Here is a 21,544-nt window from a genome sequence, read left to right on the forward strand (position 1 = left end):
CATTTCGGCCTTTCGAGCCGAAGACTCGGGTTCGAATCCCGGCCGGAGCATTTTTAAAAACTTGTTAAGATTTTTTATGGTTTCTATGTATCCTTTGTTTTTTCTTTAAGCGGGGGTGCCCGAGAGGCCAAAGGGGACAGGCTTAGGACCTGTTGACGCAGGTCTACCAGGGTTCAAATCCCTGCTCCCGCATTCTTACAGTTTTTTCATTTTATTTCATTTGCCGGGGTAGGGTAGGTGGTCATCCTCCGGGACTGTGGATCCCGGGACTCGGGTTCGAATCTCGGCTCCGGCCCCATTTATAAAAAACTATTTTTTTGATTACTTTTCAGATGCTCTCGCATTTTTATTATATATTGCTTTGAACAAATTAGGTATTATATAGAATATTTTTTTACTTGTTGTGTTATTATGGCTAAAAAAGGGTCTGCTGAAGAAAGGGATTTGGTACATAAACTTTGGGAAAGGAATTTTGCAGCTATGAGGGCTCCTGCATCTGGGGGAGCTACTAAAAATCCATTGCCTGATGTTGTTGCAGGGAATGGCAATATATATTTGGCTATTGAAGTTAAAACAACTACCAAAGATAAAATCTACATTGATTCGCTTCAAATTGATGAGTTATGCAAATTCTCAAAAATATTCGGTGCAAAACCCTATATAGGTATCAGATTTAAATACATCAAATGGCTTTTTTTGGAACCTGATAAAACTCCTCGTACTCGAAATGGTAACTATAAAGTTGAAAAGGATTATGCTCTTGAAAAAGGACTGGAAATTGATGAGATAACAGGTATCGATAAGCAAATGAAATTAATGTAAATGATAATGTTTATATATTATTAAAATAAATTTATTACTGTATGTTATATGTGGGGTTATGGTGTAACCTGGCATCATCTGGGACTCCAGTTGTCTTTGAAGAAATATACGCGTAACTGAACAGTACCTGTTGTGATGAACAATTGGAGTACTGAGGCAAGAGAAATCCCAGGATCGGGGTTCAAATCCCTGTGACCCCATTTTCATATAAAACTTTTTTTCAAAAATTTTAATTACTTTCGTATTGATATTATTTATTCATGTCAGACATTGTTTTTATTTTAGGACTTAATTATGATTCAAATTGTTATCTGATTAATGACAATATTTTAGTTGATACTGGAGCCGGTCAAAACAAGGAGTATTTATTCTCTAAATTACGTGAAAACGGTGTTGAACCGGAAGATATTGAATTGGTTGTTAATACTCACTGTCATTTTGACCATATCGGAGGTAATCATTTTTTCCCAAATGCCAAAATTGCGGTTCATAAATTGGATGCAATTCCAATTAAAAATGAGGATACTTTAGGAACTGCAGCTAGTGCCTTTGGTTTTGATGATGCCAGTAATTCCCGTGTAGACATTGAATTAGAAGAAGGGGATGAAATAGCTGATTTTAAAGTAATTCATACTCCTGGCCATACTAGTGGCGGCATTTCTCTATGGGACGGTGAAACACTAATCTGCGGTGATACTATTTTTGCCGGAGGGGGTGTTGGTAGAATGGATATTGGTGGAAACTATGAGGATATGAAAAAAAGTATTGAAAAATTAATGAAGTTAGATGTAGTAAAACTTTTCCCCGGCCATGGACCTATTTTGGAAAATAATGGGAAAGAACATATTAAAATGTCTTATTCATTTTTATGAATTCTTTTCTAACTTTTTGGATACTTTTTTAAATGTTCCTCTTTTTACAAGAACGGAAACCTTTTCACCACGGCTAATTATATTGTCGGGCTGCGGAATAACTAATGTTTTATTTTGATAAGCTGCGATAATTATAAAATCTTTTGTTGGAGAAACATCTTTGAATTTTTTACCAATAATTTTATCATTGGTTATGGTCATATCTAAGATTTCTCCATCTCCCTGACCGATTGTCATCAGTTCGGCTGTATTCGGTCTTGTAACAACCTTTTGCAAATATGATGCAGCTGCTCTTTCGGGGCTGATTACTTTTTCAATTCCAACTTCTTTAAACGCTTCTTCGTGGTCAGGATTACTTACTCTGGCAATAATATGGGGGACATTATATTTTCTAACTAAAATGCATGAAAGTAAGTTTGCCTCATCATTTCCGGTTGTTGCAATGAAGTATTCGGCATCTTCGATGTTTATTTCTTCAAGTACTTTGGAGTTTGTTCCGTTTCCACAAACAACCAATGCATCAAGCTCTGATGCAACTTCACCACATAATGATTCATCACTTTCAATTAGTGTAATGTCGTATCCTTCATTAATTAATAAATTTGCAAGAGCAAGTCCGACACGGCCTCCTCCCATAATTATCACATAATCCATTTAATCACCTTTAACAATAAATAATCAATATTTATTTTTAAAGATTATAAACTTATCTTTTAAAAAGTTCAAAAACGGCCCTTAATGAAATTAGCACCGGATATATTTCCAGCCTTCCTGTCCACATATTAATCATTGATACTATTTTTAAGACAGGAGGCATGTGACCTGAGATAATTCCAAGGTCCAAACCGTTATTGCCCTGAAGAGATACTACTGAGAATAGGCTGTCAAATGGATCGTATCCCCACAGGCAGAATAACGCCCATGAAATAAGTATGAATATGAAATATAATGTAATATAATTTCCAGATTGCGCCACTACTCTTTCAGGTATCTGTCGGCCTTGTAATTTTATTGGAACAACTCTGCCACTTGGTGATAGGATTTCAAGTATGTGTCTGTAAATTCCTTTAAAAAAGGTAATTACTCTAACAAGTTTGATAGCACCTACTGTGGATCCGTTGGAACCTCCAGTCAGCATCAGGCACATTAAACAAATCAATACAAATGATGGCCAACCAGCCATTGCTGCCGGGGATGCGACGTTTGCTCCAGTTGTTGTTAGTGCTGAGACTACTGTAAATAACAGGTCTATCGGAACGATATTTGAGACATAATAAAGCATCAGTGTTACAAAAGCTATTATGCAAATAATTAATTTAAATTGCAAATCTTCAATTAAAGATTTTCCTCTTGTACTTATGACTTTGTAATGGATTAAAAAGCTTGTTGCTCCCAATATCATCAAAACAATGGAGACTAAATAAACCAAATCGCTATTGTAAAATCCCATATTTGCGTTTTTAATGCTCATACCGCCGGTTGAGATTATGGCAAATGTGTTGCAGATTGAATCAAAAACAGGAAGTCCTGCCAGCAAATACAGTACAATTCCTAAAATGGTATAAATTACATATATCTCTATTGTTTTTTTGAGAGTAGCTTTTGTGCTGGGTTTTATACGTTCTTCACGGGCTTCTGATTCGTATAATTTGGAGGATGTTGTTCCGGGTTTGGATAAAATGCTGATAATCATAACAACAACTCCTAAACCTCCAATCCACTGTTCAAAAGCTCTGAAAAACAGTATGCTATGGGGCAATATTTCCACATTGGAAAACATGGTCATTCCAGTACCGGTTAAAGCAGACACACTTTCAAAAACTGCATCAATAGGTGCAAGGGGGGTTGCAAGGGTAAAAACCAATCCTCCAATAACTCCCGCCCATAACCATGCAAATGAAGAAATAATCATTCCATGTTTAAGCCGCATCTTTTTTTTAGAATAACTGTTTAAATATTTTATGCAGAAAATGCCGAGACATATGGATATTGCTGACGGTAGGATAAAACTAATCAAATCAAACTCAAAATAAACCAAATCCACTATTAATGGTGCTAAACACATCAATCCAATTCCGACCATTAAATATCCTGAATTCATTCCTACAATCAGTAAATCAGTTTTTGTTATATATCTCATTATTGTAATACTATGGATAAATCTCTATATAAATTTATAAGTATGGAGAATAATAATTATTATAACTATGGATAAAAAATCATTATTTTTTCTTGGAATCAGTCTTCTTATATTGGCTGTAATGTTGTGGCTGGTGGGAATAGAAGAAGTTTTGGCCGCATTAAAGATTGCAAAACTGGATTTGATTATCTTAGCTATTGCTATACAAGTGATTACTTATGGATTGTATACTTTACGTTGGCAGATACTTAACAATCTGGCAGATATTAATACAAGCTTTAAAAAACTGTTCCCGATGGTTTTGGTAGGGCTTGCTGTTAATAATATCACTCCTTCCGGACGTGGAGGGGGAGAACCAGTAAGGGCATATATTCTGTCTAAAGAAGATGGATATCCAATGAGGGAGACATTTGCCACTGTTGTAGCAGACAGGGCTTTGGACACTTTTCCATTTGTATTGCTGGCGATTATAACAATAATTGGAATGCCGTTCTATTTCAATTTGGATTTGTGGTTGATTATTGTAATGGTCTTATCAGTAATTGTTATAATTATTCTTTTAGTTGTAATTGTTTACATGTCTGTGAATCCTAAATTTGGAAAACGTGTTGATAATTGGATTATTGGATTGGTTAGAAGGTTTTATAAGAAAAATTCAGCTGAATTGGAAAATAAAATTCATTCTGTAATATCTGACTTCCAAAATACCATGAAAATAGTGATTTCAAGTAAAAAAGTTACTTATTATGCATTGCCGTTATCCTTTGTTATCTGGATTTTGGAGATTTTAAGAGTTTATTTTGTATTTTTAGCTTTTGGAGCAAATATTAGTCCGATTATTATAGGGGAAGTTTTCATCATTGCTTCATTGGTAGGTATGATTCCTCTTCTTCCGGGAGGCCTTGGTGCTGTTGACGGAATTATGGTTGTATTTTATTCCGTTGCAGGAATATCTGCTTCAATCAGTGCTGCAGCAACTCTCATCGAAAGATTAATTTCATTTTGGTTGGCTACAATTTTGGGAATGGTCATTTTGCCTCAGTATGGGTCTTCAATTTTGGATAAGGCTTCATTAGGTTCATCTTCTGATGAGATTGAAGATGCTTTTGAAGATGAAACAGATAATTAAATAGAAAACTTTATTTTAATTTATATTCATAAATTGTAATATAGCAAAAAATTTATTTTTTTGCATATTAATTTTGGTGAAATCATGGAAATTAATGGCGTAGAAATTAAAGATACTTATGCAGAAGGTTTCGGAATTAAAGTGACTAGAATTTTAGTTACTGCAGCAACTGAAGAATTGGCAAAAATCGCAGCAACTGAAGCAACCGGTTACGGAACTTCTGTTATTGGATGTCCTGCAGAAGCAGGTATTGATTGTTTTGTACCGGCTGAAAACACTCCTGATGGAAGACCTGGTTATGTTATCATGATCTGTCAAGGCGGTAAAAAAGCACTTGACCATGAGTTAATGGAAAGAATTGGAATGTGTATTTTAACTTCTCCTACCGCAGCTGCATTCAACTATCTCGATGCTGAAGACACTTTAAAAACTGGTAATAAACTAAAATTCTTCGGTGACGGATTTGAAAAAGAATGCGACATTGACGGAAGAAAAATCCACTCTATCCCGATTATGTCTGGTGATTTCTTAGTAGAATCTGAATTCGGATACAAAGATGGGGTTGCTGGAGGAAACTTCTTTATCTTAGCAAAAGACCAAATGACTGGTGTAGAAGCAGCACAAGCTGCTGTTGAAGCTATTTCAAAAGTTGAAGGTGTAATCACTCCATTCCCTGGCGGTATGGTTGCATCAGGTTCTAAAGTAGGATCCAACAAATATTCAAAATTCTTAAACGCATCTACTAACGAAAAAATGTGTGTAACCTTAAAAGGTGAAGTGGACTCAGATATTAGGGAAGATGCTGATGGTGTATTTGAAATTGTTATTGATGGTGTAGATGAAGAATCTGTCAAAGCAGCTATGAAAGCAGGTATCGAAGCAGCTTGCGATGTCGATGGAGTACTTGAAATTAGTGCAGGTAACTTCGACGGTAAATTAGGTGCTTACATCATGAATTTACAAGACTTATTCTAGAGAATTTCATTCTCTTTTCTTTTTTTTTTATTTATTCAGCATATCTCTTTTTTGGTTATTTCAGCAATTTGTTCATCTGTTAAATTGATTCCAATAATCTCTTCCATTTTCTCTAAATCCTTAATCAAATTATCTAGGGAATTTTTATCGGGTCCTAAAATAAAATGGGAATGGATATTGTTGGCAACTTTATATAGATTTTCCAATGCCATCTTCTGGTCATCATGTATTTGTAGGTAATTTCTGTATTTTTGACCATCCACAAGTCTTGTTACATTTATTTCGCGTGTAAGTGGTGTCTTAACTCCTGGGAGGTGGTAATCAATATTTTCTAGGATGCATCCATGTTTATTAATTACTTTAAGTTCATCATATATCTCATTAAATGAGTGTCTTACGGTTATTCTTAAAAGATGGGGTTTGGTGGATTCAAAGTACATGTCCTGTCCTCCGCTTATTTCCGGAGAAACAACTTTATCTGCACCTGCTTTTCTAAGACGGGATATATTTCTAATTTTACTTGCTCTTGTAACAATCCATGCATCAGGGTTAGTTTCACGTATTGTTAAAACAATAAACAGGTTGCTTACATCATTTCCGGTGCTTATAATTATGCTGTTGCATTTTTCATTAGCTAATTTAGCTATTAAATCATCTTCGGTAGCATCTTTGTTAATGGTAACGATTGAATCAGTTTCCTCAATGCTTTCGCAAACCTCTTTATCTTTTTCAAATATGATAATATTCTGATTTCTTTTTTTCAGTTCTTCAAATACTACTTTTCCGACTCTGCCGAATCCGCAAAGAATATAATAATCCTCCATGTCATTAATTTTTTTCATTTTCCTGGCCTCTTTTGAATATTTTCTCATTGTCTGTTGAAAATTTGTTAAAAATAAATTGAATACATAAGCAAGTATTGCAACGCCTGAGAGAGCTAATGTTGTTGCAAAAATCTTTTGAATTCCAGTTTGAGGTATATAATCTCCATAACCTACAGTTGCCATAGTTATGACAGAATAATAAACAGAATCAATAGGACTTAGACCCATTATAAAATAGGAACCAACAACTCCATAGATAAACAGTGCAATAACCGATACTAATCCTGCTGTCACATATCTTTTTGGCAGTTTTGTTAAGATCTTTATTGTAATTTTTCTCATAGATGTTTTTTCCTTAATATTATTTCTAATAATTATATTTTAAGTAAAAAGTTATATTTTAATTTAAGGTAATCTTTCTCATTGCCTATTGGCACTGGCTTGGTGAAAATATTCGGCACGTTTAATTGTGGGAGGATATGTTGTGTTGAAAGTAAATCAACACCAATATTGCTTTGTTAATGTGATTTTTTATAATTTTCCCAATAAAATTTTAAGTAATATGATAAACAAAGTTCATTTAAGTAAACAGGTGAATATAAATGAGAAAAACATTCGTTACAACAATGCCAAATCATATTGGATCATTTTTAAAAGCAAGTAAATGTTTTTCATCAATAGGTATAAACATTACTAGAGTAAGCTATAACAAATCTGTTGATTCCCACATGCTTTTTATCGATGCTGAAGGAACAGAAGAACAACTTAAAAAAGCAGCTGAAGATTTGATGGAAATTGGATATTTGCAGTGCAATACTGAAAATCGTGATATAGTTCTACTTGAATTTAAATTAAAAGATACACCAGGTAGCGTTACTCCTATTTTAGAACTTATTAATGATTATAAATTTAATATTTCCTATATCAGTTCACAGGAAAATGATACAAACTACCAATATTTTAAAATGGGTTTAATTGCTGAAGGCCAAACACGTATTGACGATTTCATGAAAGAGGCTAAAGAACAATGTGATTTGCGAATCATAAAATATGACCAGAGCAATAAGATTTATGATAATAGCTTTTTTTACAATAATTTTGTAAATGAACTTGCAAAGGCAATGGACATAACTGATGGGGCTAAAAATGAATTAATTGTTAATACTAATCTTGCAATGCAAATACTGGATGAAACAGGAGTTTCACCTTATAAGACATTTGAAAGCATATCAAAATTAACTGAAATTCTTTCACATTCCAGATGTGAAAATTTCGATGCAAGAATAACGACACATAAAATCACTGAAAACACAGAAATAATACTTATTGAACCTCCATGCGGAAGCAATACTGCAATTATAAAAAGTATGGGAAGATATTTATTTGTTGATACTGGTTATGCCTGTTTTGAAGAGGAAATGATTGAGATTATTAAAAGTATAATCCCGAATTTTGATGATATTGAAAAAGAGGTATTCATCACTCACGCTGATGTTGACCACTGCGGATTATTAAATCTTTTTGATGTTGTTTATGCCAGTGCAAAAAGTGCAGAATCATTAAAACTTGAACATGAGGGCGAAGGAAATTTCCGTGAAAAAAATCCATTACACAAGCCTTATATTGGAATTTGTAATATTTTAACATCTTATAAAACAACTCCTCCGGATAAACTTAAAATCATTGGTGAAAACAGGCATATAAATCGGGCATTGGAACAAACGGGGATTTTCGATTTTGGAGAACTGCATTTTAAAGTTTATGAAGGAAAAGGAGGTCATCTTAAAGGTGAATCAATACTTATAGACTTTAAACATCATATAACATTTACTGGAGATATTTTCATTAATATGAAGGATATGATTCCGAAACAGGCAGAATATAATATGCATGCTCCAATATTAATGACTTCAGTTGATAGTGATAAAGAACTTTGTGCTATTCAACGCAGGGAACTTTTTAAGATTTTAAGTGAAGGCAGTTGGCAAATATTTGGAGGTCATGGCGCTAAGAGCATACACAACATTACAAAAATCTAATGCCGGTCATTGGTAACGTTTAGGAGTGGTTTGTCTTTTTTATATTCAATATTATTTCCTTTATAAAACAATTAGAAAATAAGCTGCATCAAGATATAAAATCTTCGTTTATCATAAAAGATAGATAATTGAAAAATACTTTTCAAAAAACCATTCGAGATTTTTTTTAATTTGGAACCAAAATCGAACTGATTAAAATCAACAAAGCTTGTAAGAGTCATTGTAGGTATCAGTTAATTTCTGTAATATATTTTTGGTCTTGAAAAAAATTTAATTAATAGGAAATACAATACAAGATATTATTGTAAGGAGTAAAAGTGTGGGATTATTATGAAACCCCTTGATATGATGGTTACTGATTATAATTGTGAATATTTAGGTTTATCAAGGCTGTGTCTGATGGAATCTGCCGGTAAATCATTAGCTGAAGAAGTAGGTAAAATTGCAGTTTATACTTTTGCCAAGCCGGTTAAAGTAGTGATTTTTACAGGTTCTGGGGGGAATGCCGGTGACGGTTTTGTAGCAGCAAGATACTTGTTGAATAGGGGATATAATGTTGATATTTACATGTTAAAGGATAATATTCACTCTGGCGATGCCAGGATTAATCTTGAAATCCTAAAAAATATGAAACCTCGTTTGTCCCGTTTAAATATTTTCAATTTAAAAAATTTAGATGACATCAATAATTGTGAAGTTGCTAAAAGCAGGGATGAGGAGTTTGTAATCGTTGACGGTCTTTTGGGAACCGGAATCAAAGGGAAATTGCAAACTAATATTAAAAGGGCTATTGAAATTATTAATGAATCTGACGGAATTAAAATAAGTGTGGATGTCCCTTCTGGAATGGATCCTTTAACTGGCGAGATTGCGGATTTGGCGGTTGTTCCGGATTATACAATCAGTTTTCACAAAATCAAAACAGGTGTTAGAAATGCTGATGAGGAGGTTGTTGGAGGCCTTGTAACTGCAGATATCGGTATTCCATTTGAAGCAGAGTATTTTGTTAATTTCGGCGACTTTTTAAGACTTAAAAACAGGGATTCAAATTCACATAAAGGCAATAACGGCCGTTTACTTATTGTTGGGGGATCTTCTGATTATTCCGGTGCTCCGGCTATTGCTGGAATGGCTGCAATCGGCGCGGGTGCAGATTTAGTTTATGTTGCCTCTCCTCAAAAGGCAGCTGAAGCTATTAAAGCTACTTCTCCTGATTTAATTGTTAAATCTCTTGCAGGTGATGAATTGTCTTTAAAAAACAGTGAAGAAATTATTAAACTGTCACAAAATGTCGATGCTGTATTAATTGGTCCTGGATCAGGAATTTCTGATGAGACTTCAAAATTATTTAATGTGCTTGTCTCAAAAATAAAAAAACCTATTGTTCTGGATGCTGATGCTTTAAAAATGGTCGAATTGGCGCTGATTAAAAACCGTGAAGATATCATTTTAACTCCTCATATTTTTGAATTTAAATCATTTTTCAAACTCGAAAACGGTTTGGAACTGGACATAGATTCATATGACTTTAAACTGGTTGATGAAAACATTGAAAAATTCCAACAAATCACCCGCCAAATAAAAGGAACGGTTGTTATTAAAGGAAAATTCGATTTGATTTTATCTGGAAATAACTTTAAGATTAATAAAACTGGCAATCCTGGAATGACTGTTGGGGGAACTGGTGATGCACTTTCAGGTGTTGCTGCTAGTTTATTTGCTCAAGGATTAAATGCTTTTGATAGTGCTGCTCTTGCCACTTTTATTAATGGCCTTGCAGGTGATGAGGCTTTTAATGTTAAAGGAAATGGGTTTTCAGCATCAGATCTGGTGTCCTTTATTGGAAATGTGATTAAAAATGGATTATGTTAAAGGAATTTTTAAAAATCGTCCAAACAGATTTATCGCTGAGGTCGAAATCGACGGCAAAATGGAAAAGGCTCATGTGCCGAATACAGGCAGATGTAAGGAGTTACTGGTTGAGGATGCTGCTGTTTGGCTTAAACCTTCAGACAATCCAAATAGAAAAACCAAATTTTCACTTCATTTTGTAGAAAACAAAAATGTGCTGGTGTCACTTTACTCTCAGCAAGCCAATAGCATTGTTTATGATTCAATCGTTGAAGGTAAAATTAAAGAACTTGTAGGATATTCTGTTCATCAAAGAGAAAAGAGCGTTGACAATTCAAGAATTGACATATATCTTTCAAATGAAACTGAGGAATGTTATGTTGAAGTAAAAGGTGTCACTCTAATTGTTGATGGTGAAGCCAGATTTCCAGATGCTCCTACTGAAAGGGGAGTAAAACACCTAAAAGAGCTAATAAAGCTTAAAAAAGAGAAAAATCGTTGCATTGTTTTTTTCCTAATTCAACATCCTGCTGGCAAATTCTTCAGACCAAACTGGGAAAATGATCCGGTTTTTTCTCAAACACTAAATGAAGCCTATGGCGAAGGTGTTGAAATACTTGTTTACAGGTGCGACAATCAGCTAGAAGGAATAACCTTGATTCCGGAATCTCTAAATTTTGATTTGGGCAAAAATTTCCCCGATGGCATCGTTAATGATTAGTGTTGCAAGATTATCATATGGTGTTTTACTTTTGTTAATCAGGACAAGGGTTTCACCGTTAAAATAGTTTATAAGTCCTGCTGCTGGATAAACAACAAGTGAAGTTCCCCCAACAATTAATGTGTCTGCTTGAGAGATGTAATCTGCTGAAAAATTTAAAATCCCGTTGTTTAGAGGTTCTTCATATAACACAACATCCGGTTTTATAATGCCTCCGCACTCACACTTGGGTATTCCGTCACTTTCTAGAATATAGTCTAAATTGTATTTTTTCCCGCAGATCTGGCAGGTATTTCTGTGAATGCTTCCATGAAGTTCCAATACATTTTTACTTCCTACCTTCTGGTGAAGGCCATCAATGTTTTGTGTAATGATGGCTTTTAATTTTCCAGCTTTTTCTAATTCGGCTAGTGCTGTGTGTGCAGGGTTTGGTTTTGCATCTTTAAAAATAAGGTTTTCCTTATAATATTGGAAAAATTCTTCGGTATGGTCTAAATAATAGCTATGTGAAACAAGATTTTCAGGTGTGTCTCCATATTTTTTCAAACTTTGAAAAATTCCATTTTCAGACCTGAAATCAGGAATTCCACTTTCTGTTGAGACTCCTGCCCCTCCAAAAAACACAATGCTTTTAGAATTGTCAATAATTTCCTGCAATTGATTAATTTTAGACATAAACTATAAAAAAATAAGTAATGATAGCTATAAAGCTATCTGTTTAATTTTTGGTAATTGGCCGCTTGAAGACCGTGGTATTTAATCATACCTTCAACTTCTCTTTGGTCAGTTTCCTTGTCTTCAAAGGTAATCTGTTCAATGCTGTGTAGGCTAAATGGAGATTTTCTAACTAGCGGTTGGATGGAACCTTTGAAAAGTTTCATTACAACTTCTCCACTAACTCTTTCTTGCATCTTGTCAAATGCGTTGTCCAAATCTTCTCTTAATGGTTCTTGCCAGAGAGCTCTGTAGACTAAATCAGCATAAAGTGTTGACATGTATTCTGCAAATCTTAATTCATCAGTAGTTAAAACCAATTCCTCTAAAGACTGGTGAGCAGCAATTAATAATTTAGCGCCCGGCACTTCGTAGTTTTCCCTACTTTTAAGACCAATCATTCTGTTTTCAATTGTATCTACTCTTCCGACACCATTGTTTCCGGCAATTTCATTTGCTTTTCTGATAAGGTCAATTAAAGGCATCATTTCGCCGTTGATAGCTATTGGAACACCTTCTTCAAATTCAATTGTTACTTTTTCAGGTTCGTCATTTGCATCTTGCCAGGATTTGGTCCATTCATAGATTTCTTCAGGAGGTTCGTTTGCAGGGTCTTCCAATATGTCTCCTTCAATTGATCTTCCCCAAATGTTTTCATCAATACTGTAAAGCTTGTCTGAACTTAATTCGATTCCTTTAGCTTTTGCATATTCTACTTCTTCAGTTCTTGTTAAGTTTAATTCTCTGATTGGTGCAATGATGTCTAAATCAGACATTGCAAGAATAACTGCTTCAAATCTAAATTGGTCGTTTCCTTTTCCGGTACATCCATGTGCAATAGCAGTTGCTCCTTCTTTTTTAGCTATATCGATAATTTTTTGAGCAATAAGGGGTCTTGCAAGTGCAGTGCTTAATGGGTAACCTTCATATTCTGCATTTGCTTTGATTGCACGTGCGATGTATTCATTTGCAAATTCATCTCTTGCATCGATATTGTAGTGTTTTAAACCACCAATTTTAGATGCCATGGTTTTTGCTTTTTCCATTTCTTCTTCGCCTTGTCCAACATCTACACATGCGGTAATAACTTCCACATCATACTTTTCTTCTAATAATTTGACGCAAACAGAGGTATCTAATCCTCCACTGAATGCTAAAACTACTTTTTCAGTCATAATTAATCACCGTTAATAAATAAATAATAATTATATATTCATTTAATAATTTTATTTTTAATAGTATTTATAATTTTTAAGTGTTTATATGGTTAAATATCGATTAATAATTTTTCACCTTCAACAAATTCAATAAGTCTGTTGTATGTTGGATTATTTTTTAAAGTATTTTTATTTCCTATAATTATTAATTTTCTCTTAGCTCGTGTTATTGCAACATTTAATCGCCTTAAATCTTGTAAAAATCCAATATTTCCATTATTATTGCTTCTGACTGTTGATATTATTATGATTTCTTTTTCTCTTCCCTGAAATCCGTCAACTGTTTTTACTTCAACAGGTGTGTTGTCTTGTATGATTTTTACTTGATCTGCATATGGGGTAATTATTCCGATATCTTCTGTGCCGACGCCTGCCTTCAAATAATCTTCAGCAATATTTACGGCAATTTCAGATTCTAATTGGTTTATTATTGATTTTGAATCTTTTAAGTGGTTTTCTCCATTGTTTTCAGCATTTGACGTATTGATGAATAGCAATGCTTCTTCATGTTTATTTGGACTGAGCAGGTCATCAATATCAATATTACTAACGCTTGAATCGCTTTTTAAACCGTTATTGTAAAATTCCTTATTCGGAAATTCCATAAGCAGATTATTCATTCTATACTGGACATTTAATAGCTGTGATTTAAAAGGATATTTTTTAATCAGTTCTTCAAATAATGTTTTTTTCAATTCGTCTGCTTTAGCGCTTATGATTGTAGGAGGCAGTTGTTTGTGGTCTCCTGCAAGTATAAATCGGTGTGCTTTGGATATCGGAATTAATATACTTGGTATTGTTGCTTGTGAAGCTTCATCAATGATGGCTACGTCAAATTTTGTTTGAGATATTGATTCAAGGGCTGCTGATGAGTTTGTTGCAAGAATAACATCACTCTTTTCAATAATGTCTCTAATCATCTTATTTTCAATCCGTTTTATATCGTCATGGGCTTCATCAATTTCCTGATTATATTCAATCCATTGCGCCATTGATTTCATTTTCTCAAAAGTTATTCCGCGCCCTCCTTTTCCTTTAGATGCATTGTGGAGAATCTCATAGTCTCCATATCCTCGTCTGTATTGAGGTGTTGGTTTTGTATAGTTTTTCCTTTTTTCTATTAATTTGTCAATTTTTTTGTAAATCCTGTCAATTTTTTTATTTAATTCGTGTTTTTCAACTTTATATGCTAGTGTCTGGGTGATGTTGTGTTTTGATACTCTTTGGGGATGTCCAAGCCTGGTTAAGTTTAATTTTTTATTATCCATTAATCTTTCTAAAATATTATCTACGGCCGCATTGCTCTCGGCAGTAGCCAGGACCTTATGGTTCTGTCTTGTTTCTTGTGAAATTAATTCAACTAATGTCCTTGTTTTACCGGTTCCAAAGGGACCATGAATTAAAAAGAAATTTTCACATGACAGAGCGTTTTTAACAGCCGATTTTTGAGATTCATTAAGTGATTTGTCAATGTAATCGATATAAGGTGGGGATTTATTTTTTTTAGGATTTCTCTGACTTAAAATATACTCTAAGGCATTTTTTCCTTTCAGGTTTAAATGTCTTAAATTATCTTCCATTCTTCTAAAAGTTACATCATTTGCATATAAATCAATTCTGACTTTCTTTTTTAAGGCCCATTTTGGAATTCTCTTATCAAATGCAACTTTAATAAATCGGGATCCTTTTTCAGTTACTGTTCCGGTTAAATCACTTCGAAGAGGATTGTCGCTACTGATCAAAACCATGTCTCCAACAGAAATTTCACTATCAATGGGCTTTGACCGGCCATATTGGACAATTTCCAATCCTAATTCTTTGCCGATGTTCTTTCCTTTAACTTTATTTATGGCTCTGCCAAGTTCTTCCCGTTTTTTGCCAGACATGGTGCTGATTTCATGAGTCATCAAATCTATTTCAGCATCTCTTTCATAATTGACCAGTTTTATTAATCTTTTAATGTATTTTTTCAATTTAATCCCTATTTTTAAATAAGAGTTTTTATCTATAATTAATATATGTATTTTAAAAAGGTAGAACGATTTGAAAATCTGGAAATGAGTTATATTTCTGATTTTTCAGGAGCCTACATTTCAAGAAACAATAAAATCCTAAATGAACTGGAATTGAATTCCTTAACTCAGTTTATTTTAGAAAAAGCCGTTTATGGAACTTCTATTTTTAAATTAGGAAATTGTGGAAATAAAATATTGCTTTTATCTGGAATACATGGAAATGAATTGGCTCCTCAAATAGCTAATGTATTGCTGCTGAATGATTTAATTGGTAAAGATTTGAATCATACAGTTTATTTTATACCTTTTGCATGCCCAAAATCATCTATGAATAATGAAAGAACCTTCAATTCAAAGGATTTAAATCGTTCTGCTCACATCAACAATTCTTTAAGTAATTTGATAGTCAGATGCATTGAAAACTTGGACATTGATTTTGTTGGTGATTTTCATTCCACTGCGCATAATTCAAATCCTGGGTGCGAATCTATTTTTTCATCTAAATGTCCGACTCCTGAAAGCTTTCTAATAGCTAATTATATTTCAAAAGATGTTGGATCTAAAATGATTTATTTTAATTATGCCGGATCTTCTTATAAGGGGGCGATGGAAGATGTTTGCAACTTAAAAGGAATTCCTGCTGTTACCTGTGAAGTTTTATGTCCATTCGGCAATGTTACTTCACAGGCCATTAGAAAGTCTTTTTATCAGATGAAAAGTTTTTTATCATATTTTGGAATTTAAGGTTACTTTTCAAATGCTCTTGGATTATTTATTTTTAATAATTATTTAAATAGTATTTATAAGGTGATTTAAGTGTCGTCTTATAAATGGCATTCTATATTTGCATTAATTCTGGCAGGCATGTTTTTTCACAGTCCATTGTTGATTGCTCTAACATTAATTGGTGCAAATATTCCTGACTTTGACCATAAATTCAAAAAGGAAAACGTCTATAAGATTATCATTTTCGGGTTAGTTCTCTTCATTTCTCTTTATATAATTGAATTGCCTTATTATGTTGGTTTAATAATTGTATTTTTAGGAGCAATATTTTATTTTTCCCAGCATCGCAGTTTTACACATTCCATCTTTGGAGTGTTGACATTGACTTCGGCAGTTAGTCTGATATTAATTTGGGCTTTGCAGTTAATTGTTTCAGTAACCTCATTAAAAAATCACTATTTGATTCTGGCTATTTTAATTGCTCTTTTAAGCTTCATGTTCTTAAATAAGAAATTATTAATGGTGTTTTTACCAACATTTTTCATCAGTTTATTTGTTATTAAAACAGGCGAAATTTCATATATTGAAATTGCTTTAAGTCTGTTTTTAGGTGTGTTTTCACATATTGTCCTTGATTCATTCACCCCTTCTGGAATTAAAATATTTTCTCCAATATCTTCAAAAAAGGTTTATAAAAGTTTTGGACTGGCTGTGGTTTTTATTTTATCTTTAATTTCAATAGTTTATCACGCTCCAGTTTTATTTAAACTATTTGAAATTTATGTCAGTTAATCGATTTTCTGCAGTAATGAAGTCGTAAAAACAACCTTTTTTTTCATGCATTAAACGCCTTTAAATGTGCTAAACATTATTTATTTTAATTTTTTTAAGATATGCGGTCTTTTCAGTATACTTTTTTTTAAAAATTGTCGTGGCGGCATGATTTTTTATGAGTTTTTTTCATGAATGCATAACATTTATAATAAATAATCATGATAAATAATAATGTTTTTATTTAGTCAATTTTTTGACTTTTTTAATATAATGAAATGGAGCTTATTTAATGTTTTTGGCTAGAATTGGGTATGGAATTATTTATTTCTTAGACCTTATTTATGAAATCATTAAAGCAACATTTGATGTTGCATTTAATGCGGTTATGATGAGGAATATTGATCCGGTTGTTGTCGATATTGAAACTGTTTTAGAAAGGCCAGTTTCACAGACAATTTTGGCAAACAGTATTTCTTTGACTCCCGGTACTTTGTCTGTTGATTTGGACAGTGAAAATAACATTATCAAAGTAGCTACTATTTCTCCAAGAAAAAAAGAGGAAATTATTCCTTTTGAACAGTATATAAAAAAAATGTTGGAATGAAATTCTCATTTTTTTATTAAATAATCGAGTGAGATAGTATGGATGTATTATTTATTTCAAAATATATTGTGGTTATTGCATTAATGATAATAATGTTGACTGCTTTGAGAATAGGTGCATATAAATCCACATCAATGGGGCTTTTAGGAAGCTCAATTGTTATAAATGCATTTGCAGTTGCATTATTGATTATTGGAGAATTGTATAATCTCGAATTCTTTAGAGATATATCCTTAGCTTTAATATTCTTTGGTTTTGTAGGAACTATTGTTTTTGCTGCAGTTTTGGGGGGTGATGATTAGTGATAGAATATGTTCAATCAATTCTTCTTGTCCTGGCAGCCATTTTAATAATAATTTCTGCAATAGGTCTCCTTACTTTTGATAAAGGTACAAAGAATGTTGTTTATGCAAGAATTCACATTATGGGTATTTTTGATGTTGCATGTATTATTGCGTTGATTGCAATTGGCCAGTATCTGCTTGCAGGAATTTACTTTATTTTAGCACCATTTATTGCCCATGCAATTGCTAATGCTTATTGGAAGAAAGAAGATATTGAAAATAATTTAGATTTACAAAATGTTGAAGAAGATGTAGATGAAAATAATCCGTTTTTCCATTCTAAGGAAAAAGTGCAAGCTTTAGAAAGTGAAGATTCTGAAAAACTCAAAGCTGATGAAAAATTTTCAGTTACTACATTAGAAATTAAAGAGGATGAGTAAGATGATAGAGTTTGTATTATGTTTAATAATCGTTTTAAGTGCAATTCTTGCTCTTATCCAAAAAGATTTATTGAAAGCAGCAATTTTGACAGGTTTTTCTGGCGGGGCTCTGGCAGTTCTTTTCCAAATATTATTGGCGCCGGATGTTGCTTTAACCCAAGCTATTGTGGGTGCAGCAATTATACCTGTATTTATTGCTCTGGCTGTTAAAAAAACTCAAAGGGAGGATAGCTGATGGCACAAACACAACTTGCAATATTATTGACTTCCGGTGCATTGGTCATTATCGGACTTTATTCTGCAATTTTTCTTGATAATATCGTAAAAAAGGTTATTGGTATTAGTTTCATTGAAGAGGGTGCTAATTTATTCATTGTTGCTATTGGCTATAAGGCAGGAGGTGTTGTTCCTATTTTAATGCCTGGAATGGATACTTCTTGGTTTGCTTCAAATGCAGCATATCCATTGCCGTTTGGGTTAGTACTTACCAGTATTGTAATTGGCGCAAGTACTTTGGCCGTTATGCTTGCATTGGTAATGGTTCTTTATAGAAAATACGGCACTTTAAGTACAAAGGTGATGCTGGCAGATACATCAAAACAGGAGGAATATCATGAATGAATTAATCCCACTTATGGTTGTTGTTCCTTTAATGGCAGCATTGATTATTAGTGCTTTTTCAAAGTTCAATAAAGCTTCTAAAGTTTTCGCATTTGTTGTTGCAATCTGTCTTCCGCTGATTCCATTATTGTCAAATTATGGTCTTCATTACTTTGGAGGATATGAGCCGATATTGGATAATGTGACAAGTACAGTATATCATCCGGCAATTACCTATTCATTTACATTCTTGCAACAGGTATTCATTGCAATGGTTGGTCTTTTAACATTTTTAGTTGTATTTGTTTATTTAACTAAATATAAAAAGATTTCAGGACCCTATTTGTTTTTATTGTTCTTGGGTACAGCTGCTGTTACTGCAATCCTTTTGACAGATGATATATTCCACATGTTTGTATTCTTTGAAATATTGGCTCTCGCTCAGGTAGGTATTGTTGCAGCTTCATCAATTGATTATAGTTATGAAATGGCATTAAAATATATGGTTTTAGGCGCTATTGGAAGCCCGATAATGCTTTTAGGAATTGGATTCTTATTGGCGTTAACTGGTAGTGTGAATATAACCGATATTGTCGCTGCAGTTCATAACGGATTTGTCGACGCCACATCTCCAGTATTTTTATTATCACTCGGATTAATATTCTTTGGTTGGTTATATGCCTCAGGTTTGCCACCATTCCATACTATAAAATCTGGAATTTACTCAAAAGCGGAACCTCATGGAGCTGCATTGCTTCAGTCATTTACTGTTATTTCAATGATTGCTATTGTATTGATTTTGCATAGAATCTATTCTTCATTACCAATATTTGAAGTTTTAATAGTGTTCTTCTCAATATTGGCCATGATTTTGGGGGTTTCTCTGGCACTTACTCAAACAGACTTTAGGCGAATGATTGGATTTTTAGCTGTAGGGGAATTAGGTTTCATCGGTTTGGGTATAGGTCTTGGAACTAATTTCGCAATAACTGCCGGATTATTCCAGGCTTTAAATGAAATTATTATTACTGCATTGTTGTTCATAGGATTTGGAGCAATTGTTGAAGCAACAAATGAGGTAGACACCCGTAAGCTGGGTGGTCTTCTGACATATCATCCAAAAGTCAGCATCATGATTTTAATAGCCGGTTTGGCAATGGCAGGTGTTCCTCCGTTAAGTGGGTTCCAATCAAAATTAATGCTTGTTCAGGCTTCATTAAGCTGCGGATTCCCTGAAATATCTATTTTGGCTATTGTGGTAAGTATTGCAACATTTGTAGTATTTGTAAAAACATTTTATGCAATGTTTTTAAAACCAAAACCTGTTGATTTAGAAGTTGAAAATAAAGAAGTTCCTCGTGCTATGGTATTTGCTATGGGAGTATTGTTAATATTGATTATATTCTTAGGATTATTCCCAAATCATGTTGTAAGTGGAATTTCTAGCTTTGTTGGAGGAATTTTATGAAGCTTTATGATCAGATATTTGATGCTGTAAAACAATTTAAAAAATTGTTTTCACCGGGGCCGGTAACTAATGTGGATGTTTCAGGTATTGTTACAGCAGAAATATTTTTAATTATTTCAATTATTTTAGCAACAATGTTGCTAAGACATGTAAGTGTTTTGCTTACAGCATTTGCCATCATATTGGTTGCTGTTGTGTTAATTATGAATATTCCTCTTATTCCAAAATTTAAAATTGAACAGGAGGATTCACTGGAAAAAATGTTATTTTATGCAGTAATCACACTTGGAATTGTTGGTGCATTTTTGTATTGGGGTGGTAGTCTTGTCTAATCAAAATACAATTCGTAATTTAATTGCGGCCGTGGTAACTGCAATATTTTCAGTTACTTTACTTGATGCAATATTCCATTTAAGCAGCATAATCAATGCTGGTGTAAGCAATATATATAATGCTTTGGGAACTCAAATTGCTCCAAACATGGTAACTGTTGTTATTTTTGATTTCAGAGCATATGATACATTAGGTGAAGCAATTATTTTATTGACTGCCGGTTTAGTAGTATTACTTGTCTTTGGTAGAGGATTATTGGAGGATAAACAATGAATCAAGGTAGTATGATTTTAAAGTTAGTGTCTTTACCAATTTCAATAATATTGATTTGTTTAGGTATAATGACTATTCTTGGAGGACATATCACTCCTGGCGGAGGATTCCAAGGTGGTGCCATGATAGCAAGTGGAGTTATATTGTCTATTCTTGTTTACGGTTTAGGTAATTCTCCATTAGAGTTTTCACATGCATATGTTGAAGTTCTAGAATCTGTTGGCGCATTAGGTTTCATCATTTTTGGACTAATCGGATTATTCGTTGGAGGATTTTTCTTATATAATACAGGTACTGATTTATTAAATGTGGTGCCGGCAGGTATTCAAAACGTATTGCACTATCCGGATGTTACTAATGCAGGAATTATTCCATATCTCAATATATTTGTTGGTTTAAAAGTATTTGTAGGATTGTCCGCAATTGTTATTGCATTTGCAGGATTTGATAAAATTAAAGGGGAGAGCGAATGATGTTAAGTTTAGGACCAATTATATTCGGATTAATCTTGGGTTTGATTGTCGGATCTCAAATCAAACTTGATGCTTTTGATATGGAGTTTACTTTGGCGTCATTTGTTATAATAATTATTGCAGGAATTATTGTGGCATGGCAGTCAGGCAATTATCCATTTTACACAGATTTGCCTATTTCAACTGCATTTCTTTCTGCTTTAATAGGAATTTTTGTAGGCAAACTACTATTTGCAAGGAGTAAATAAGG

Annotated in this window: 25 protein-coding genes and 3 tRNA genes; 22 read left to right on the plus strand and 6 right to left on the minus strand. The window is 33.3% G+C overall.

All coding sequences use genetic code 11. The features are described from left to right. Positions 1 to 109 precede the first annotated feature (109 nt). The 5 genes from Q4Q16_RS07880 to Q4Q16_RS07900 all read left to right on the plus strand — a co-directional run bounded on the left by Q4Q16_RS07880 (position 110) and on the right by Q4Q16_RS07900 (position 1,694). Positions 110 to 192 (plus strand) — tRNA-Leu (locus tag Q4Q16_RS07880). Positions 193 to 222: 30 nt separating this feature from the next. Beyond that, positions 223 to 298 (plus strand) — tRNA-His (locus Q4Q16_RS07885). Positions 299 to 411: 113 nt separating this feature from the next. Beyond that, positions 412 to 822, plus strand: a complete 411-nt coding sequence (gene hjc / locus Q4Q16_RS07890) for a Holliday junction resolvase Hjc (RefSeq protein ID WP_303347180.1) — start codon at positions 412 to 414, stop codon at positions 820 to 822. Positions 823 to 874: 52 nt separating this feature from the next. Continuing rightward, positions 875 to 1,022: transfer RNA gene (locus tag Q4Q16_RS07895), tRNA-Trp, on the plus strand. A 60-nt stretch (positions 1,023 to 1,082) separates the two neighbouring features. Continuing rightward, on the plus strand, positions 1,083 to 1,694 hold the full coding sequence (locus Q4Q16_RS07900; protein WP_303347181.1) for an MBL fold metallo-hydrolase: 612 nt from the start codon (positions 1,083 to 1,085) through the stop codon (positions 1,692 to 1,694). Here the strand turns inward: Q4Q16_RS07900 and Q4Q16_RS07905 are convergent. Continuing rightward, a complete protein-coding gene (locus tag Q4Q16_RS07905; RefSeq protein WP_303347182.1) occupies positions 1,689 to 2,348 on the minus strand; it encodes a TrkA family potassium uptake protein in 660 nt (219 codons plus the stop codon). The genes Q4Q16_RS07900 and Q4Q16_RS07905 overlap by 6 nt on opposite strands. A 52-nt stretch (positions 2,349 to 2,400) precedes the next feature. Beyond that, entirely contained in the window at positions 2,401 to 3,834 is a 1,434-nt protein-coding gene (locus Q4Q16_RS07910; RefSeq protein ID WP_303347183.1) for a TrkH family potassium uptake protein, read from the minus strand. Between the two features lie 67 nt (positions 3,835 to 3,901). Between Q4Q16_RS07910 and Q4Q16_RS07915 the strand changes: the two genes are divergently transcribed. Continuing rightward, positions 3,902 to 4,963, plus strand: a complete 1,062-nt coding sequence (locus Q4Q16_RS07915; protein WP_303347184.1) for a UPF0104 family protein — start codon at positions 3,902 to 3,904, stop codon at positions 4,961 to 4,963. A gap of 84 nt (positions 4,964 to 5,047) precedes the next feature. Continuing rightward, the gene (gene fhcD / locus Q4Q16_RS07920; RefSeq protein WP_303347185.1) at positions 5,048 to 5,938 is read left to right on the plus strand and encodes a formylmethanofuran--tetrahydromethanopterin N-formyltransferase; all 891 of its coding nucleotides are present in this window, start codon (positions 5,048 to 5,050) and stop codon (positions 5,936 to 5,938) included. A gap of 35 nt (positions 5,939 to 5,973) precedes the next feature. On the opposite strand, the gene Q4Q16_RS07925 is transcribed toward fhcD, so the two are convergent. After that, positions 5,974 to 7,104 (minus strand): NAD-binding protein, encoded by a 1,131-nt coding sequence (locus Q4Q16_RS07925; RefSeq protein ID WP_303347186.1) that lies wholly within the window; start codon positions 7,102 to 7,104, stop codon positions 5,974 to 5,976. A gap of 260 nt (positions 7,105 to 7,364) precedes the next feature. Between Q4Q16_RS07925 and Q4Q16_RS07930 the strand changes: the two genes are divergently transcribed. The 3 genes from Q4Q16_RS07930 to sfsA all read left to right on the plus strand — a co-directional run bounded on the left by Q4Q16_RS07930 (position 7,365) and on the right by sfsA (position 11,373). Continuing rightward, entirely contained in the window at positions 7,365 to 8,801 is a 1,437-nt protein-coding gene (locus Q4Q16_RS07930; protein ID WP_303347187.1) for an MBL fold metallo-hydrolase, read from the plus strand. 330 nt (positions 8,802 to 9,131) lie between these two features. Beyond that, positions 9,132 to 10,673, plus strand: coding sequence for an NAD(P)H-hydrate dehydratase (locus Q4Q16_RS07935; RefSeq protein WP_303347188.1), 1,542 nt, complete (start codon positions 9,132 to 9,134; stop codon positions 10,671 to 10,673). Beyond that, entirely contained in the window at positions 10,660 to 11,373 is a 714-nt protein-coding gene (gene sfsA, locus Q4Q16_RS07940) for a DNA/RNA nuclease SfsA (protein WP_303347189.1), read from the plus strand. Before Q4Q16_RS07935 ends, sfsA begins: the two co-directional genes overlap by 14 nt. On the opposite strand, the gene Q4Q16_RS07945 is transcribed toward sfsA, so the two are convergent. From Q4Q16_RS07945 to Q4Q16_RS07955, 3 genes are all read right to left on the minus strand, one after another. After that, positions 11,323 to 12,048, minus strand: coding sequence for an NAD-dependent protein deacylase (locus Q4Q16_RS07945; RefSeq protein WP_303347190.1), 726 nt, complete (start codon positions 12,046 to 12,048; stop codon positions 11,323 to 11,325). The genes sfsA and Q4Q16_RS07945 overlap by 51 nt on opposite strands. Positions 12,049 to 12,083: 35 nt before the next feature. Further along, positions 12,084 to 13,262 carry an argininosuccinate synthase gene (locus tag Q4Q16_RS07950; protein WP_303347191.1) on the minus strand — a complete coding sequence of 393 codons (1,179 nt, stop codon included), beginning with the start codon at positions 13,260 to 13,262 and terminating at the stop codon, positions 12,084 to 12,086. Between the two features lie 92 nt (positions 13,263 to 13,354). Further along, complete coding sequence (locus Q4Q16_RS07955; RefSeq protein ID WP_303347192.1) at positions 13,355 to 15,277, minus strand: IGHMBP2 family helicase; 1,923 nt, start codon at positions 15,275 to 15,277, stop codon at positions 13,355 to 13,357. Positions 15,278 to 15,322: 45 nt separating this feature from the next. Here Q4Q16_RS07955 and Q4Q16_RS07960 point away from each other — a divergent pair, with 45 nt between their 5' ends. The 12 genes from Q4Q16_RS07960 (at position 15,323) to Q4Q16_RS08015 (ending at position 21,542) form a co-directional block, all read left to right on the plus strand. Next, on the plus strand, positions 15,323 to 16,063 hold the full coding sequence (locus Q4Q16_RS07960; RefSeq protein ID WP_303347193.1) for a succinylglutamate desuccinylase/aspartoacylase family protein: 741 nt from the start codon (positions 15,323 to 15,325) through the stop codon (positions 16,061 to 16,063). 72 nt (positions 16,064 to 16,135) lie between these two features. Next, positions 16,136 to 16,837 (plus strand): metal-dependent hydrolase, encoded by a 702-nt coding sequence (locus Q4Q16_RS07965; RefSeq protein ID WP_303347194.1) that lies wholly within the window; start codon positions 16,136 to 16,138, stop codon positions 16,835 to 16,837. 271 nt (positions 16,838 to 17,108) lie between these two features. Beyond that, the gene (locus Q4Q16_RS07970) at positions 17,109 to 17,423 is read left to right on the plus strand and encodes a monovalent cation/H+ antiporter subunit E (protein ID WP_303347195.1); all 315 of its coding nucleotides are present in this window, start codon (positions 17,109 to 17,111) and stop codon (positions 17,421 to 17,423) included. A gap of 38 nt (positions 17,424 to 17,461) precedes the next feature. Further along, complete coding sequence (locus tag Q4Q16_RS07975; RefSeq protein ID WP_303347196.1) at positions 17,462 to 17,725, plus strand: hypothetical protein; 264 nt, start codon at positions 17,462 to 17,464, stop codon at positions 17,723 to 17,725. Further along, positions 17,725 to 18,147 (plus strand): cation:proton antiporter, encoded by a 423-nt coding sequence (locus Q4Q16_RS07980; protein ID WP_303347197.1) that lies wholly within the window; start codon positions 17,725 to 17,727, stop codon positions 18,145 to 18,147. The genes Q4Q16_RS07975 and Q4Q16_RS07980 overlap by 1 nt, the downstream gene beginning before the upstream one ends. Beyond that, positions 18,140 to 18,382 (plus strand): DUF4040 domain-containing protein, encoded by a 243-nt coding sequence (locus tag Q4Q16_RS07985; RefSeq protein ID WP_303347198.1) that lies wholly within the window; start codon positions 18,140 to 18,142, stop codon positions 18,380 to 18,382. Before Q4Q16_RS07980 ends, Q4Q16_RS07985 begins: the two co-directional genes overlap by 8 nt. Beyond that, positions 18,382 to 18,768 carry a cation:proton antiporter subunit C gene (locus tag Q4Q16_RS07990; protein ID WP_303347199.1) on the plus strand — a complete coding sequence of 129 codons (387 nt, stop codon included), beginning with the start codon at positions 18,382 to 18,384 and terminating at the stop codon, positions 18,766 to 18,768. The genes Q4Q16_RS07985 and Q4Q16_RS07990 overlap by 1 nt, the downstream gene beginning before the upstream one ends. Next, positions 18,758 to 20,215 carry an energy conserving hydrogenase EhbF gene (gene ehbF, locus Q4Q16_RS07995; RefSeq protein WP_303347219.1) on the plus strand — a complete coding sequence of 486 codons (1,458 nt, stop codon included), beginning with the start codon at positions 18,758 to 18,760 and terminating at the stop codon, positions 20,213 to 20,215. Before Q4Q16_RS07990 ends, ehbF begins: the two co-directional genes overlap by 11 nt. Then, positions 20,212 to 20,547: a hydrogenase gene (locus Q4Q16_RS08000; RefSeq protein WP_303347200.1), complete on the plus strand. Its 336-nt coding sequence runs from the start codon at positions 20,212 to 20,214 to the stop codon at positions 20,545 to 20,547. Before ehbF ends, Q4Q16_RS08000 begins: the two co-directional genes overlap by 4 nt. Continuing rightward, positions 20,540 to 20,821 (plus strand): hydrogen gas-evolving membrane-bound hydrogenase subunit E, encoded by a 282-nt coding sequence (gene mbhE / locus Q4Q16_RS08005; protein WP_303347201.1) that lies wholly within the window; start codon positions 20,540 to 20,542, stop codon positions 20,819 to 20,821. The genes Q4Q16_RS08000 and mbhE overlap by 8 nt, the downstream gene beginning before the upstream one ends. Continuing rightward, the gene (locus Q4Q16_RS08010) at positions 20,818 to 21,294 is read left to right on the plus strand and encodes an MnhB domain-containing protein (protein WP_303347202.1); all 477 of its coding nucleotides are present in this window, start codon (positions 20,818 to 20,820) and stop codon (positions 21,292 to 21,294) included. The genes mbhE and Q4Q16_RS08010 overlap by 4 nt, the downstream gene beginning before the upstream one ends. Next, the gene (locus Q4Q16_RS08015; protein ID WP_303347203.1) at positions 21,291 to 21,542 is read left to right on the plus strand and encodes an energy-converting hydrogenase B subunit J; all 252 of its coding nucleotides are present in this window, start codon (positions 21,291 to 21,293) and stop codon (positions 21,540 to 21,542) included. Before Q4Q16_RS08010 ends, Q4Q16_RS08015 begins: the two co-directional genes overlap by 4 nt. Positions 21,543 to 21,544: the final 2 nt, after the last annotated feature.

Origin of the sequence: Methanobrevibacter sp., from assembly GCF_030539875.1 — an archaeon.
Taxonomy (GTDB): domain Archaea; phylum Methanobacteriota; class Methanobacteria; order Methanobacteriales; family Methanobacteriaceae; genus Methanocatella.

Bases quoted from the DNA above. Each gene is read 5' to 3' on its own strand.
- hjc (WP_303347180.1), top strand. From the start codon at position 412: ATGGCTAAAAAAGGGTCTGCTGAAGAAAGGGATTTGGTACATAAACTT.
- Q4Q16_RS07900 (WP_303347181.1), top strand. From the start codon at position 1,083: ATGTCAGACATTGTTTTTATTTTAGGACTTAATTATGATTCAAATTGT.
- Q4Q16_RS07905 (WP_303347182.1), bottom strand. From the start codon at position 2,348: ATGGATTATGTGATAATTATGGGAGGAGGCCGTGTCGGACTTGCTCTT.
- Q4Q16_RS07910 (WP_303347183.1), bottom strand. From the start codon at position 3,834: ATGAGATATATAACAAAAACTGATTTACTGATTGTAGGAATGAATTCA.
- Q4Q16_RS07915 (WP_303347184.1), top strand. From the start codon at position 3,902: ATGGATAAAAAATCATTATTTTTTCTTGGAATCAGTCTTCTTATATTG.
- fhcD (WP_303347185.1), top strand. From the start codon at position 5,048: ATGGAAATTAATGGCGTAGAAATTAAAGATACTTATGCAGAAGGTTTC.
- Q4Q16_RS07925 (WP_303347186.1), bottom strand. From the start codon at position 7,104: ATGAGAAAAATTACAATAAAGATCTTAACAAAACTGCCAAAAAGATAT.
- Q4Q16_RS07930 (WP_303347187.1), top strand. From the start codon at position 7,365: ATGAGAAAAACATTCGTTACAACAATGCCAAATCATATTGGATCATTT.
- Q4Q16_RS07935 (WP_303347188.1), top strand. From the start codon at position 9,132: ATGAAACCCCTTGATATGATGGTTACTGATTATAATTGTGAATATTTA.
- sfsA (WP_303347189.1), top strand. From the start codon at position 10,660: ATGGATTATGTTAAAGGAATTTTTAAAAATCGTCCAAACAGATTTATC.
- Q4Q16_RS07945 (WP_303347190.1), bottom strand. From the start codon at position 12,048: ATGTCTAAAATTAATCAATTGCAGGAAATTATTGACAATTCTAAAAGC.
- Q4Q16_RS07950 (WP_303347191.1), bottom strand. From the start codon at position 13,262: ATGACTGAAAAAGTAGTTTTAGCATTCAGTGGAGGATTAGATACCTCT.
- Q4Q16_RS07960 (WP_303347193.1), top strand. From the start codon at position 15,323: ATGTATTTTAAAAAGGTAGAACGATTTGAAAATCTGGAAATGAGTTAT.
- Q4Q16_RS07970 (WP_303347195.1), top strand. From the start codon at position 17,109: ATGTTTTTGGCTAGAATTGGGTATGGAATTATTTATTTCTTAGACCTT.
- Q4Q16_RS07975 (WP_303347196.1), top strand. From the start codon at position 17,462: ATGGATGTATTATTTATTTCAAAATATATTGTGGTTATTGCATTAATG.
- Q4Q16_RS07985 (WP_303347198.1), top strand. From the start codon at position 18,140: ATGAGTAAGATGATAGAGTTTGTATTATGTTTAATAATCGTTTTAAGT.
- Q4Q16_RS07990 (WP_303347199.1), top strand. From the start codon at position 18,382: ATGGCACAAACACAACTTGCAATATTATTGACTTCCGGTGCATTGGTC.
- Q4Q16_RS08000 (WP_303347200.1), top strand. From the start codon at position 20,212: ATGAAGCTTTATGATCAGATATTTGATGCTGTAAAACAATTTAAAAAA.
- Q4Q16_RS08010 (WP_303347202.1), top strand. From the start codon at position 20,818: ATGAATCAAGGTAGTATGATTTTAAAGTTAGTGTCTTTACCAATTTCA.
- Q4Q16_RS08015 (WP_303347203.1), top strand. From the start codon at position 21,291: ATGATGTTAAGTTTAGGACCAATTATATTCGGATTAATCTTGGGTTTG.